Consider the following 16016-nt stretch of genomic DNA (forward strand, 5'->3'; position numbering starts at 1 on the left):
AAAGAAAAAGAGAAGAATGTAAACGAAAAAATATTCTATTTCAAAAAAATAAAAAAAGTGGTAGGATACAAGTATTCAAATATCTCTAAAAAACGAAAAAAATAGATGTGAGAAAGAAGTTTAAAAAAAAATCATTTCTTCACTTCTCCCTCCCTGTATTCTCTGGGATTTTTCTTTTTCTCTTTTTTTCTTTTTCTTCTCCTACTCATGCTTCCACTGTAACCTGGACAGGAACAACAAGCACTGCTTGGACTACAGTAACGAACTGGAATACAGGAACTGTTCCTACAAGCACAGATGATGTTGTTATAAATTACACAGGAACGAATCAACCTACACTCGATGTAAATGGTGGAACCATTACTATACAATCTCTTACTCTTGGAGGAGGAGCATCAACTTCTACTCTTACGCTTTCTTATGGATCGCCTACAAACAAATTTATTGTTACGGGGAATGTAACGATTCTTGATAAAGGGTATCTTACGCATCCCTTTAATGATTCTGTAGAAACGCATAGACTCTTTATGGATGTCGGAGGAAATCTCGATGTTCAAACCGGAGGACAGATTAATGTGGATGGGAAGGGGTATAGTGGTGGTCCAGGATTTGGTACATATGGGGGATCTTATGGAGGACAAAGTGCTACCGGAGGAACTATGGGGATAACATATGGGTCTTACTTAAATCCTGAAAATATTGGGAGTGGAGGGACTTCTATAAGTGGAGCTGGCTCTGTCATTCTTAATGTTACCGGCTCTGTTTTTTTAAATGGCTCCATAACTACAATAGGTTCTGATAGGGGTGCTTCTGCTGGATCTGGAGGGTCTGTAAATATTTCAACAACAACTTTTTCAGGTGCGGGAGTGATAAAGGCGAATGGAGGTGGTGCTAATGGTGGAGGTGGTCGCGTTGCTGTAAAACTTACAAGTGGAAATGACTTTGGATCGGTTACAATGCAAGCATATGGAACAGCAACTGGAACTATTTATACCGAAACCGCAAGTCAAGGATCAGGAAATGGAACGGTGATTATTGATAATAATAATCGAGCATCATCTGTATTTACTGTAATTCCATCTACCCAAACATGGACCATTAAAAATCTTGTTCTAAGAAACAAAGGGCAAATTAGTGTCCCCACAGGAACGACTCTTATTCTTGACAATCCCAACTCTGTAACCGGACTTGCTGGATCATCAGCAATAGATAGTGGCATTGCTCTTCGAGGAGGAACCTTCGATCTTCCCCAAGGATTGCTCAATATTGAAAACTGGGCACTTATTGCAGATCTTCCTCATACACTCAATGGAGATATTATCGTCAAATCCGGAGGATATATGACTCATAGTGCTAATGGAAGTACCGAACTCTATAAAATGAATCTTACGATTAATGGGAATCTCGATGTTCAAACCGGAGGACAGATTAATGTGGATGGGAAGGGGTATAGTGGTGGTCCAGGATTTGGTACATATGGGGGATCTTATGGAGGACAAAGTGCTACCGGAGGAACTATGGGGATAACATATGGGTCTTACTTAAATCCTGAAAATATTGGGAGTGGAGGGACTTCTATAAGTGGAGCTGGCTCTGTCATTCTTAATGTTACCGGCTCTGTTTTTTTAAATGGCTCCATAACTACAATAGGTTCTGATAGGGGTGCTTCTGCTGGATCTGGAGGGTCTGTAAATATTTCAACAACAACTTTTTCAGGTGCGGGAGTGATAAAGGCGAATGGAGGTGGTGCTAATGGTGGAGGTGGTCGCGTTGCTGTAAAACTTACAAGTGGAAATGACTTTGGATCGGTTACAATGCAAGCATATGGAACAGCAACTGGAACTATTTATACCGAAACCGCAAGTCAAGGATCAGGAAATGGAACGGTGATTATTGATAATAATAATCGAGCATCATCTGTATTTACTGTAATTCCATCTACCCAAACATGGACCATTAAAAATCTTGTTCTAAGAAACAAAGGGCAAATTAGTGTTCCCACAGGAACCACTCTTGATCTTACTAATGCAACTATTACCAATGATGGACTCGGAACAAGTGGAATCAATGTAAATGGAGGAACTCTTTTAACTCCCGAAACAGTTACCGTAAATGGAATATTCCTAAACATTACAGCTCCACAAACTATAAATGGAAATCTTATTCTTGGTGGGGGATCTACAACATCTACACTTACTGTAAGTAATGGTTCTCCCACAAATAAATTCACCGTTACCGGAAATGTTACTATTGCCAACAATGGTTATCTTACCCACACAGCAAACACAAATGCAGAAACCCATAGACTCTTCATGGATGTCGGAGGAAATCTCGATGTTCAAATTGGAGGAAAGATTAATGTGGATGGGAGGGGATATGGGGCGGGGTATGGACCGGGAATTTGTAAATACAATAATACTTTTACTGCTTCATATGGAGGAAATAATATAGTGGATTGTGGCGGATTTGTTTACGGATCTCTTTATAATCCAGTTAATTTAGGAACTGGAGGGAATAATAATTCAGGGGGGGGGATCTATTGTTTTGAATGTTGCTGAATCAGTAATTATTTCTGGCTCAGTAACAGCAAATTCTGGATCTTCAAGTAATACAGGCACAGGAGGATCTATTAATATAATTACTGGAAGCATAAGTGGTTCAGGATCTTTAAAGGCAAATATGATTTCTAATGCTGGCGGAAGCAGTGGTGGTCGCATCGCCGTTAAACTTACTTCAGGAAATGATTTTGGGTCGATTGTAATGCAGGTATTTGGAGGACCCTCAGGATGTGGAGCTTTTCCTTGTGGAACCGCAGCAGCCGGCACTATCTACACTGAAACTGCCTCTCAAGGCCCCAACAATGGCACCCTCACCATAGACAATAACAATCAAACAGCTACCGTCCAAACCCTCATCCCCCAAGACAACTTCACCAACAACTCCCTCTCCCTTGGAAACATCATTGTAAAAAACAAAGGACTTCTTGCCATTCCTACAGGAACCACTCTTAACACTACAGGAGACATAACCATAGGAACTCTTAACTCTTCTACTGACACCTCACACATAGTAGCCAATGGAACAGGAACTCTCATTTCTACCAATCTCACTATTCATGGAGTAAGTGGTACAGGAGCATCCATAAACACCAACACGAAAGGTTACACTCCTACTCTTGGAACAGGAGCAGGAACAACAGGCTCTCTTGGATATGGATCAGGAGGAACATATGGAGGAAGAGGAGGAAATAGTAGTGATGGAGCAACTTCCCCTAACACCTATGGAAATGACTTTGTTCCCGAAGATCTTGGAAGTGGAGGAGGAAAGTCTACAGGAGGAACAGGAGGAGGAGATATACGAATCAGAACGAATAACAATCTCAACCTCTATGGAACCATATCCAGTAACGGTAGCGCTGGACTCACCAATGGTGGAGGAGGATCAGGAGGATCTATAAACATACTCTATGCAAAAAACTTCACCATAAACGGTGGAAAGCTTCAAGCCAATGGTGGGGCGGGACAAGGTGGTGGAGGAGGAGGGGGAGGAGGAAGAATCGCCTATGCCTATGAAAACAAAACATTTACCAATCAAACGATTCAAACACTCGGAGGAACAAAAGGAGCTACCGCACCTGCAACTGATGGAAGCGCAGGTTCACTTAAATCTGGATACCTTGCTGGTTCTCTTATCTCTTCAGCATTTGATTCCAGTAGTGATGCTAATGTCATGGGAACAATAGAATGGAAAGAAAATGAAATACTCCCAACAGGTTCTTCAGTAACTCTTTCTCTCAAAACTGCAGGAACGAAAGGAAATCTTTCTTCTTCCCCCTGGATACAAATAGCACAATCTACTCCCTCTTCTCTTACTACACATTGTACAAAAAACAATACAACGGTAAGTTGCACAGCCAGTGCTATCCCTCAAGATATGAAAGATATCTTTGAAGATCGCTTCTTTCAATACAAAGTAGATCTTTCTTCTCCTGACCTTCTTTCTCAACCTCAAGTCGATGATGTAAAAGTAGGCTATGTTGTGAATGCTTTCCCTATGATTCAAAATGTAACCACTACTCCCAATACTGATAAAACAGTAACTATCACGTACGAAACAAAAGATGAAGATACCAATACCGGAACCAATACTCCAGGAATAGTTACTCCGAGCTTTGAATACTACAATGGAAGTAGTTGGATCAATATCGCTTCCAATACTCTAGCTCCCGAAGATATACAAAACAAAACAGTGAATCAAGATACGTACACAACACACAGTGCTACCTGGACTCCTTCTCTCGTAAGTGAATCTTTCTATCTTACCAATGCAAAAATCCGTGTAACCGTAAGTGACAATGAAGGAGCGAATAATATCGCACGAGCTGAATCAAATACCTTTACCCTCGATACAAAAACTCCCACCAATCCCTCCCTCCTTGTTGATGCTTCCACTCAAGACCTCACCATTCCCTCCACCACATCTGTTCTTACTCTTGGAGTCAGTGATGACTCTCCAACACAGATGAAGATTTCTCTTGACGAAAACCTTACCAACTCTCCTTGGGAACCTTTTAATGCAACGGTAACAATAAAACTCGAAACTGATCCCGACATTGTCTATACTCGCTTCAAAGATCAATACGGGAATGAAACACAAACCATACACACAACTACTCCAGAAACTCCTACACGAGTCATTTCTCAAGATACGAGTAATATGCTTCTTACCCCTCCAGAATACCGAGCCTTCGTAGGATTCAAAACAATAGAAGAACCTCCAACAGGATTCGGAAACTACAAACTCTATAGAAGTGATGACGCTACTACCTATACGCTTCAAAATATCATAACCTCAAGAACAACAAACTTCCTTACTGATGCTACCCCACAACCAGACATTCTCTACACCTACAAAGCAAAGACAACAGACACACCAGGAAATGTTTCTTTCTTCTCACAAACCGTTACGATGAAAGCAAATGGTATTCAAGACTTCGGAGAAGGTGGAGGAGGATCAGATCAAACCCCTCCTGTTCTACAAAACGTAACCGTAGAATCTAAAGACACCACAACCGTAACTATCACATGGGAAACAGATGAACTCTCTGACTCTCGTGTAGAATATGCAACCACTCCCAACACCTATACCAAACAAACAGGAGTCTCTACCTATGCTGACACCCAAGCACAATCAGGACTTCATAGAGTCACTCTTACCAACCTCACACCAAACACTCCCTACTTCTTTAGAGTTGCCTCTACTGATCCTCAAGGCAATACCGGAGTCAATGACAATAATGGCAATGGATATGAAGTCACAACGAATCCTGGACCTTCTATCAGTGGTGTAGCGGTATCAAGTGCTTCTAACACACAAGCAACCATATTCTGGAATACGAATGTCCCTGCAGACTCTGTACTCCATTACAGTGAAAACAAGAATGGATCTCTTATCGATCCTATCACTCTCTCCGGATCAAGTGTTCTTACAAAAAATCATCAAGTAACCTTAGATGCTCTTACTCAAGGAACCACCTACTATTTCTACGTTACCTCCACCGACTCACAAGGAAACATTGCCAATGACAATAATGGAGGAAACTATTTTCAATTCTCTACAACACTCGACGAAACACCTCCTACCATAACGAATCTTCAAACATCTCTTATCTCAAATGACAAAGCAGTTATTACAGCAAACACAGATGAAGAAGCATCCTTCCTCCTTCAGTACAGAAAAAAAGGAAGCCTTACCTTCACACAAACAGAACAAGGAACAACATACGATAGATCTCACTACAGGGTACTCGATACTCTTACTCCTGATACAGAGTATGAATATCAAGTGAGTGTTAAAGATATCAATCAAAACGAATCACAGAGTGATATACAAACAATGAAAACAACCTTAGATCCAGAATACAATCATGCACCTCTTTCAAAGATTCATACTATCAGTGATCCTCCTAAAGTACTCACTGATCAAAAAGCAGTCATAACCTTCCAGACGGATCAAGCAGCAAACTGCATCCTTGAATATGGAACCCAATCAAGAAACTACCAAGAAGTTCCTCAAACAGAAGCGACAGGAATCTATGACACACTCCATTCCCTGCATCTTGGAGGACTCATCTTTAACACAACCTACTTCTACAAACTTCTTTGTGAAGATAATCTTGGAACCCTCATAGAGAGTGAAGAAAAAAGCTTCACAACAAAACTCAAACAAGTAGACAGTGGAAGTGAACAAGCAGAATCTACTCCTCCCTCTATCTCAGGAGTCAAAGTCAAAGACATTACAGGAGAGAGTGCAGTCGTCAGTTGGGAGACGGATGAAGTTTCAAACTCACAGGTGAGGTATGGGACGACGAAGGAATTCGGGTCTGGGTCAATAGACGACACAGTCAACTCCTCCCTCCAAAACTACACCACCTCCCACTCCGTAACTCTCCGAGGCCTCATCCCATCTACCAAATACTACTACTCCGCCCTCTCTCTCGACACCGCCGGAAACATAGGCACCTCCTCCCAACAAACCTTCCAAACGCAATCTCCTTCTTCCATCTCTTCCATTAAAGCTTCTTCCAAACAAATAGGGGAAACAACTATCACATGGAAAACTTCCACTCCCACTACCTCTATTGTTGAATATGGAAACACAGAAAACTATGGACAAACAAGAAAAAGTGAAGAACTCAAAAAAGATCATGAAATTATCATAAACAATCTTTTAGAAAACTCTACCTACCACTTCCGAGTAAAAGGAGAAGATGAATCAAAAAATCTCTTCTCTTCTTCCGACTCTACCTTTGAACCAAAGTCTCCACCACAAATCAAAGAAATCAAGATAGAAGTTCTTTCAGACAGAGAAGCAAAAGTAAACTTCCTTACTGATACTCTTACCGACTCTCTTGTAACCTACAAAAACAAAAACAAAGAAGAAGATCAAAAGAGTGAAGGAAATCCCTCCCTCCTCCAAACTCACTCCCTCACCCTCAAAGAACTCACTCCTGGAGAAAACTACGTTCTTACTGTACGAGTCAGAGATGATATGGGAAATGAAACTCTCTCTGATGAGATAGAATTCACTATGCAAAAAGATGAAACTTCTCCTACAGTAGAAAGAGTCTCTACCGACTCCGCTCTTTCACAAAACGGAAAAGTACAAATGATTATTAACTGGCAAACAGATGAAGATGCTTCTTCCTCCCTCATCTACAAAGAAGGAAGAGCAGGAGAAGAAAAAACAGTGAATGTAAGTTCTTCCCCAACAAAGAATCACATCATTGTACTCACCTCTTGGAAACCAGGAACTCTCTACTCTTACAAAGTCATAGTAAAAGATCTGAGTGGGAATGAAACCATAACCAAAGACTACATCACCCTTACACCACAAACAAAAGAATCTGTTGTAGAACTCATCATAAAGAACTTCAAAGAAATCTTTGCTTGGACGGGAGGGTAGGAGGGGAGAGAATGAATCCTTTCTCTCTTGTTTCCCTTGTGAAGGTGGGGGTCTATTTGATCCATTAGAACTTGAGGATTTCTTATTTTTTTAGAAACCGTATAGAAACTTTATCGTTTTATAAAAATGAGATATACTTTAGGAAGAAAGAAATACTTTTCTTGCAGGTTAGGTTATTTTTTCAAAAAAATAGAATATAAAGCGTATGGTTCAAGTTATTCGCGGACAGGCAAAAGATGATACACGACAAGAGCGAACATTCCTTGCTAAAAAGGTCATGGAAAAGATGCGGAGTCGGAGCGAAGAAGAGCAAGCCTCTTTATTAGCTCAAAGTCTAGGTTTTCCTTATGTGGACCTTAATATTATACCAATCAATACCGACTATGTCCGACTTATGTCTGTAAAGATGGCGTTGGAAAATGAAACGGGAATATTTTTGCGAAGAGCTCATGTAATTTATGCTGTTTTGACGAGACTAGATAATGAAAATGCAAAAAAAGTTGTTCAAGAAATAGCTGATGAGAATGGATGGACAGTTTTGTGGCATATTGTATCAAAAACTTCCCTCATACGTTTACATGAGCGATATAAGAAATTCTCTTTTTTTGAGAGCATTGACAACATGAAGCTCGATCTTTCTGCTGATGATTTTTCTGCATTGCAAAAAAAGTTTTCTGATATACTGGCACTCAAAAAAAATATCCTTAGCATGACAACAACGCAAACACTTTCTCTTGTGGTTGCAAGTGCTGTTTCTCTGAGGGCAAGTGATATTCATTTTGAGCCCCAAGATGAAGGTGTTCGTATGCGTTATCGTTTGGATGGTGTCTTACAAGATATTGGAATACTTCCATTTGAATCATATAAATACATTGTTTCTCGTATAAAGATGATGGGAAACATGAAATTAAATATTCGAAAAAGTTCTCAAGACGGACACTTTTCCTTCGAAGTAAATAATCAAGAAACAGGCATTACAAAACATCGTATTGATATTCGAGCAAGTTTATTACCGAGTCGATTTGGAGAAACGTTGGTAATGCGTATTTTGGATCAGAAGGGTGTTTTTTTGGATATAGCAGAATTGGGTCTTCGTGGTTATGCTTTTGAGCAACTACAAGAACAGATGAAAAGAACGAGTGGAATGGTTATAACGACAGGGCCAACCGGATCAGGAAAAACAACACTTCTTTATAGTATTCTCAAACAACTCAATGAACCGGGGGTAAAAATAATAACCATAGAAGATCCTGTGGAATATGAAGTAAAAAACATATCCCAAACGAACGTTTCCAAAGAAGATGGCTATACTTTTTCAACAGGATTACGCTCTATCGTTCGTCAAGATCCTGATATTATTCTTGTTGGAGAAATCCGTGATGATGATACTGCAAATATTGCTATTCAAGCAGCTCTTACAGGACACTTTGTTCTTTCTACTTTGCATACAAATAGTGCTGCGGGTTCTATACCAAGACTTATTAATCTTGGTGTAAAACCATCACTCATACCATCTTCTGTAAATGCTTTTATAGCACAACGTTTGGTTAGAAAATTATGTTTAGACTGTAGGGAATCATATGCTCCTGCGGAGAAAACAAAAGAAATGATTACAAAAATCATCGCTCTTATCTCACCAAAAGCTAGTGTGGCAATCCCAGCGTCATTGGAAGTCCTCTATAGACCAAAAGGTTGTTTGAAATGTAATTATACTGGATATAAAGGAAGAATAGGAATTTTTGAAATACTTTTTGTAACAGAGGGTATTGTGCAAAAAATAGAGGAATTAGCTTCAGAAATGGAAATTACAACAGCTGCTATTGAGGATGGAATGATTACTATGACGCAAGATGGTATTCTTAAGGCTGTTGAGGGTATTACTTCTATGGAAGAAGTGTGGAGAGTGGGAGGACAATTTCAGTTTCTTGAAGATGTATATGAAAAATTAATGATGAGTTATCTTAACCGAGCTCTTTATATACCCTACACAATGCACAAAGAGATTCAGGATGCCGTTAGTACAGTTTCAAGCTTTCAGTCACATATAGAAACCGCCCCTTCAGAAGAATTTTTTCAGAGAATTGTTTCGTATGCAGTATCTCTTGGAGCAGAAGATATTCATGTTGAACCAGAAGAGGCTGATGTAAATATTCGTTTTCGTATAGATGGTGTATTGCAATCGGTGGCACATCTTCCTATGAGTCATTACCCAGTTTTTTTGGGTAAAATAAAACTTCTTTCTGGTATAAAAACAGAGGAACTCGCAGGACTTCGTGATAGTCGGTTTACTATAAAAAGGGAATTGGAAAATTCTTTGGATACGGAGTCAATCGATGTTCGTGTCTCAATTATTTTGGGAGGCTATGGAGAAACCGCCGTGCTTCGTCTTCTTAATATCGGAGCTCAAGCGAAGGATCTTTTTTCTTTGGGTATGAGAAAAGAAACTCAACAAAAACTTGAAGAAGCAATGAAGACTCCCAATGGTGTTATCCTTACTACAGGACCAACGGGGTCGGGTAAGTCAACAACGCTTTATAGTATTCTTTCCAAACTCAATGAACCACATAGAAAAATCATGACTGTGGAAGATCCTATTGAATATAGAATAAGTGGAGTACTTCAAACACAAACAGATGAATCAAAAGGGTATAGCTTTTCTGTAGCACTTCGAGCACTTCTTCGTCAAAATCCCGATATCATTCTTGTAGGAGAAATTCGTGATGGAGAAACGGCAACTATGGCGGTACAATCTTCACTTACGGGTCATTTAGTTTTTTCAACATTGCACACAAATGATGCTCCCTCAGCTATACAACGATTATTGAATATGGGAGTTTCCCCTCAAGACATTGTTGGTGCTATTAATTTCGTTATGGCTCAAAGACTTGTGAGGACGTTGTGTGAATGTAAGCGACAAAGAGAAGCGACAGAGGAGGAGCAACGAGATATGTACGCTTTTTATTCGCAGTATGCAAAAGTTATAAACTTAAAAACAATGCCAGATTTTTCTCATGTATACGAACCTGTTGGATGTAAAAAATGTCGAGGAATCGGCTATTCCGGAATGGCTATGATTAGTGAAGGATTCGATATGAAAGACGAAGCCTTCCGAGATATTATTATGAGAGGAGGATCGATTTATGAAATTCGTCGAATCGCTATTGAAAATGGAATGATACCAATGGTGGTTGATGGTATTGATAAGGCTATTTCTGGAGTAACAAGTTTGGAAGATGTTCGTCGTGTGACGGAATTATAAAAACAAAAAGCATCCGTATGATATATACGGATGCTCTGGAAGATTTCCTCATGTGAGAATCCGCGGAAGATCTCCCCCATCTATCGACAAAGGAGTTAAGAACAGTTCTCAGGTTTGGCCCAGCTCAGCACCAAGCCGACCTTGAAAGAAAAGTTCCCACCTGAGGAGAAAAGATAGAACTCCCCAGGGATCCGCGGATTTCCGCATAAGGAAATGAAAAAGGAACAATTTAATGTAGCATATACCCAAAGAGTTGTCAAGACCCTATTGATTTTTTTAGAAAAGAAGATAAAACTTTAAAGAAATAGAAAGGAGGTGTATTTTTATGGATCAAGAAACTGATAAAAAACAAGAAAATAGCGAGAATATTCAAGAGGCTGAAATTGTTTCCGAAAAGAAAGAAAGAACGTTTCAGGGTAATAGCTCACAAAATAATAATCTTATAGCTGCATTGGCATATATCATCTTTTTTATTCCTATTTTAGTTGCTAAAGAAGATAAATTTGCAATGTATCATGCTAATCAAGGACTCCTTCTTCTTTTGATGGCAATAGGAATTAATGTGGTGGGTACAATTATCCCCATTTTCGGATGGTTCCTCATTCTTCCTCTTGGAAATATTTTCGTGCTCGTTCTTACTATTATAGGATTTCTTAGTGCGTATAAAGGAGAAAAGAAACCTCTTCCACTTATTGGGGGATATACTATTCTCGAATAAAAGTTTTCTGTAAGCAAAAAGTCCGCTCGAAATAGCGGACTTTTTGTTTTTATGGTATTATAAAAACCTATGAAACAAACAAAAATTGTGGCCACAATAGGCCCTTCCTCAATGAGTGTTGAAATATTATCTGAAATAATAAACGCAGGTGTAAATGTCTGTCGTCTTAATTTTTCTCATTCCGAACATCCTTGGCATGCTGAATGTATTGCAAATATTCGAGAAGCATCGAAACAAACAGGAAAAACTATTGCTATCCTTGCTGATTTACAAGGGCCAAGAATACGGACCTTTATTCGAGAAGATATTCCTCTTTCTATAGGAGATGAGGCGCTTCTTGTGGAAAAAGCTATTGTAGAAGAAGGTGGGGATGGAATTGGAATAGATCAACCTCATATTCTTGAACAACTCAAAGAAGGAAAACAAATACTTATTGAAGATGGAAAAATTATTTTAGAAAGTATTCAAAAAGAAAATGGAAACTTGCGATGCAAGGTGACTATGGGAGGTGTGGTAAAAAATCATAAGGGAATGAACTTTCCTGGAGCACAGCTCAAGCTTCCTGTACTTACACCCAAAGATGAGAAAGATATTCGTTTTTCTTTGGAATATGATGTGGATTATATAGCGCTTTCTTTTGTAGGACGAGGAGAAGATATTATTACTCTTCGTAATCTTATGAAACAAATTTCCCCAGAGAAGAAACAATATCCCATGATTGTTCCTAAAATTGAGAGGCAAGATGCTATCGAAAATCTGGATGATATTATTCGAGAAGCTGATGCTGTTATGGTTGCACGAGGAGATTTGGGTATCGAGGTTGAAGAAAGTCGTGTAGTAATACTACAAAAAGAAATTATTGAAAAATGTTTATTTCAGGTAAAGCCTGTTATTGTGGCGACGCAAATGCTGGAAAGTATGATGGAAAATCCCCGTCCTACAAGAGCTGAAGTGAGTGATGTCTCTAATGCTGTTATCGATCATGCGGATGCAACAATGCTTTCGGGAGAAACTGCTGGAGGAAAATATCCTGTAGAAGTGGTGAAAATGATGACGGATATAATAAAAAATACTGAAGAATCACCATTTGATGATGTGTGCGATACTCTCGAAATGCGACTTAAAAGTAAATATGCTTTTATGGTTCGGGGAGTGTATGAATTTGCTAGGTCAAATAATGTAGACGCAATTCTTGCTACGAGTGCAACGGGATATACCGCGCGTTTATTGTCTCATTTTCGACCTAAAACATCGATTTATATAGCAACGGAAAATCCTATAACGCATAGGCAATTATCATTGGTTTGGGGTGTGAAATCCTTTCTTTTTGAAGGAGAATCTAATGAAGATGTTCTTATAGAACTTCTGGTGCAAAAATTAAAACAAGAAGGAAATATTGTTTCTGGGAATGAAGTAGTAACTGTTTTTCATGCTACTGTTAAGCTTCAGCGAGTTAAAGAAGAAAAGAAATCTTGATTTTTTCTTTCTTTTTGAGGTATAGTTTAACGGTAAAGAAAGATACGGAAGCGTGGCCGAGTGGTCGAAGGCGCTTGCTTGGAGTGCAAGTGTGCGGGAAACCGCACCGGGGGTTCGAATCCCTCCGCTTCCGCAGTGAATGAAGTGAACGAGGAAAGCGAGCAGGCAAAGAGTTTTGCCTACGTGAGGATGAGAAGGGACGTACGAAGCGACACGGTCGCCGAATGTCCCCGGCCCAAAGGGGAATCCCTCCGCTTCCGCAAAAATTACTTTTTTAGACTTTATAGTCTGAAAAAAGGAGTTTCTATAGCAGATACCTGAGGATTCGAACGGGTAGGAGCGAGTGATGAACCGAAACTTGAGAGGTGAATCAAACGAGCGTCGACAAACGCGAATGTATGAGCGTTTGGCGCCACCCCGGACAACGAGTCGTCGTTTCGATGATGAGGCGAAAATCCCTCCGCTTGGGCAGGTGAATGAAGTGAACGAGGAAAGCGAGTAGGCAAAAAGTTTTGCCTTTTTTGAAGAACTTTAGAATAAATAACTGGTATGTTTTTCTTATGAAATTTAATAAAAACAGCCGAGCGTGCATGACGATCGGCTGAGGGTTGTGATTTAGATGGGATTAGATGTTGGCGAGTTTCTCTTCGACCCCCTTTTCTTTTAAAAGGAGATCAGCATGAATTCCCCAGCGTTTCCACGTATTGTGGGCGGTGAGAGAAAGTGCTGTTATTAAAATCGCGAGCATGGTTCCATCGACTGGTTGCACTATGTGCATAAGAAGAAATAAACCAAATCATGAACACAAAAGGAATTTTGATGATTATTTCAAATACTCTATCTCGCGCTGTTTCGAGTTCGAGAAAAGAAAAATCATAACCAAAGTAACGAAGAGCAAGGCTGAACATGAACATCAAGAAAATTGATATCAATTCTACTGGAGCAGGAGCGAGCCCTTGATTTTCCAGTGTGAGGGTAAAAAAACCAGTCTGGTTTTCTTTTTCGTAATTTGGCTTTACGAGATAGTGCAATCGAAAAATCGAAAGTCCCTTTGCGGGGCAGATGGAAACCAAGTCGCCAGTTGTTTCATGGGGCACAAGAGCTGAAAGTGCACATCTTGAATCTATTTCCGGTGGTGTGGCAAAAATCCATTGGTCCTTTTGGCACGTTATGGAACTTTCTTTGAAAACAAGCGTTCCGTCACATACCGGGGGAGCAAAGGAAGCATGCGCTATAGAAATAGCCGAAAGAAAAAGAACAAGAAAAATAAACAGTTTATGAGAAACTTTCATCGAATTTACTCCTCTTCGTTTGAAGAAAAATTGTTAAAGAAAAATCCACCTTCTGATGGACGAATCAAAAGTACTTTATATTTTACGTTTTGTCTATACTTATTTTCTCTGAGTATGTGTGTCGACATACGTACGTCTGATGTTGTATAAATCTCCCTTTTTATTTATACTGAAAATGTTTTTTGGTATTATAGGAGTAAAGAGAAATTTTTAAATTCTTAATGAAGGAGGGAAAGAAATTATTTCTTTTATTTTTTAAAAAAGTAGGCATAAAAGGAATGATTCTTTAATAAAAAATATGAACAAAGCTTTTATTATTTTAGGAGGAATTATTTTGCTTGTAGGGATTTATGTTTGGACAACCTATAACAAACTTATTTCGGCTAATGAAGCAATTGATAGTCAGTGGGCTCAGGTAGAGACTCAGTATCAACGTCGTTTTGATTTGATACCGAATTTAGTAGGGTCAGTAAAAGGTGTAATGGCACAAGAACAAAAAATATTTGGGGATTTGGCTGATGCTCGATCACGATATGCTAATGCAAGTGAAACGAGCCAAAAGGCTGAAGCAGCAACGCAAGTTGAAGGCGCATTATCTCGATTATTGGTTATTATGGAAAATTATCCTGAGCTCAAATCATCAGAAAATGTACAAACTCTCATGGCCCAGCTTGAAGGAACTGAAAATAGAATAAGTGTAGAAAGAAAAAGGTATAATGACGTAGTGCAAAGTTTTAATGTCACCATTAAAAGATTTCCAGCTAATATGATCGCTCATCAACTTGGCTATTCGGAAAGAAATTATTTCGAAGCTGAGACTGGAACTGAAAAAGCACCCACAGTCGATTTATTACAAGATAAATAATGAAGATAAACTTTATAAAAATAGTATTTTTTTTGGTAGGTTTTTTTGTATGTGTACAAAGTGGAAATGCTTATACTAACCCGGGTCAACCTAAGGGTTTTGTTAATGATTATGTTGGTATATTTACCGAAGAACAGACACAAATACTTGAGAATAAACTTGTACAATTTGAAAAAAATTCAAGGAAGGAAATTGCTGTAGTTATCGTGAATACATTAGAGGGAGACACGGTTGAAAACTTTGCAGAGAAATTATTCAAAGAATGGGGAATTGGAAAGAAAAATGAAGATAATGGAGTTTTAATTTTAGTTGCTAAAGAGGATCGAGAAATGAGGATAGAGGTTGGATATGGATTGGAGGGTGATCTTACAGATGCTCAATCCTATTGGATAATTAATGAAATAATGAAACCGGCATTTCAGAATAACGACTTCTATAAGGGCTTAGATGAAGCTACAAATAAAATAATTAAAGCCGCAAATAGCGAAGAGATTCCAAGTCTTGAGGTGGATCAAAAACAAGATGATACTCTTGGTGGAGAAACAATTCTCGGTTTTATTTTTTTTGGTTTTATGTGGCTGTCTGCTATTTTGGGAAGAAGTAAATCGTGGTGGCTTGGTGGGATGTTGGGAGGAATACTTGGGGTGGTGATAGGGGTAATAAAAGGCTTTCTTTATTTTGGGTTTATTTCATTAAGTATTTTAATTTCACTGGGATTATTATTTGATTATATAGTTTCCAAAAAATATAGCGAAGGAAAGGATCGAGGAAATGTTCCCTGGTGGATCGGCGGAGATTCTTGGGGAAGCGGAAAAGGTGGTGGCTTTGGTGGATTTGGCGGTGGGATGTCTGGCGGTGGTGGGAGTAGTGGCCGATGGTAATACAATTTTTTCTTAGAAATAAAGAAAAAAATATTACATTTTGCAAATTTAATATTTATGG

The 16016-nt window shown here is 39.1% G+C and carries 8 protein-coding genes and 1 tRNA gene; 8 read left to right on the top strand and 1 reads right to left on the bottom strand.

The window, feature by feature from the left end:
- Positions 1–107: 107 nt before the first annotated feature.
- The 6 genes from IPN70_02795 (at position 108) to IPN70_02820 (ending at position 13050) form a co-directional block, all read left to right on the top strand.
- Positions 108–2558 carry a hypothetical protein gene (locus tag IPN70_02795; GenBank protein QQS61821.1) on the top strand — a complete coding sequence of 817 codons (2451 nt, stop codon included), beginning with the start codon at positions 108–110 and terminating at the stop codon, positions 2556–2558.
- The gene (locus tag IPN70_02800) at positions 2545–7464 is read left to right on the top strand and encodes a fibronectin type III domain-containing protein (protein ID QQS61822.1); all 4920 of its coding nucleotides are present in this window, start codon (positions 2545–2547) and stop codon (positions 7462–7464) included. Before IPN70_02795 ends, IPN70_02800 begins: the two co-directional genes overlap by 14 nt.
- 205 nt (positions 7465–7669) lie before the next feature.
- Entirely contained in the window at positions 7670–10723 is a 3054-nt protein-coding gene (tadA, locus tag IPN70_02805; protein QQS61823.1) for a Flp pilus assembly complex ATPase component TadA, read from the top strand.
- A gap of 382 nt (positions 10724–11105) precedes the next feature.
- Entirely contained in the window at positions 11106–11441 is a 336-nt protein-coding gene (locus IPN70_02810; protein ID QQS61847.1) for a hypothetical protein, read from the top strand.
- 69 nt (positions 11442–11510) lie between these two features.
- The gene (gene pyk, locus IPN70_02815; protein ID QQS61824.1) at positions 11511–12917 is read left to right on the top strand and encodes a pyruvate kinase; all 1407 of its coding nucleotides are present in this window, start codon (positions 11511–11513) and stop codon (positions 12915–12917) included.
- 46 nt (positions 12918–12963) lie between these two features.
- Positions 12964–13050: transfer RNA gene (locus IPN70_02820), tRNA-Ser, on the top strand.
- Positions 13051–13591: 541 nt separating this feature from the next.
- On the opposite strand, the gene IPN70_02825 is transcribed toward IPN70_02820, so the two are convergent.
- Positions 13592–14209, bottom strand: coding sequence for a hypothetical protein (locus tag IPN70_02825; protein QQS61825.1), 618 nt, complete (start codon positions 14207–14209; stop codon positions 13592–13594).
- A gap of 298 nt (positions 14210–14507) precedes the next feature.
- Here IPN70_02825 and IPN70_02830 point away from each other — a divergent pair, with 298 nt between their 5' ends.
- Positions 14508–15074 (top strand): LemA family protein, encoded by a 567-nt coding sequence (locus IPN70_02830; GenBank protein QQS61826.1) that lies wholly within the window; start codon positions 14508–14510, stop codon positions 15072–15074.
- Positions 15074–15955: a TPM domain-containing protein gene (locus tag IPN70_02835; GenBank protein ID QQS61827.1), complete on the top strand. Its 882-nt coding sequence runs from the start codon at positions 15074–15076 to the stop codon at positions 15953–15955. Before IPN70_02830 ends, IPN70_02835 begins: the two co-directional genes overlap by 1 nt.
- Positions 15956–16016: the final 61 nt, after the last annotated feature.

It is taken from the genome of Candidatus Moraniibacteriota bacterium, assembly GCA_016699795.1.
GTDB lineage: Bacteria > Patescibacteriota > Minisyncoccia > Moranbacterales.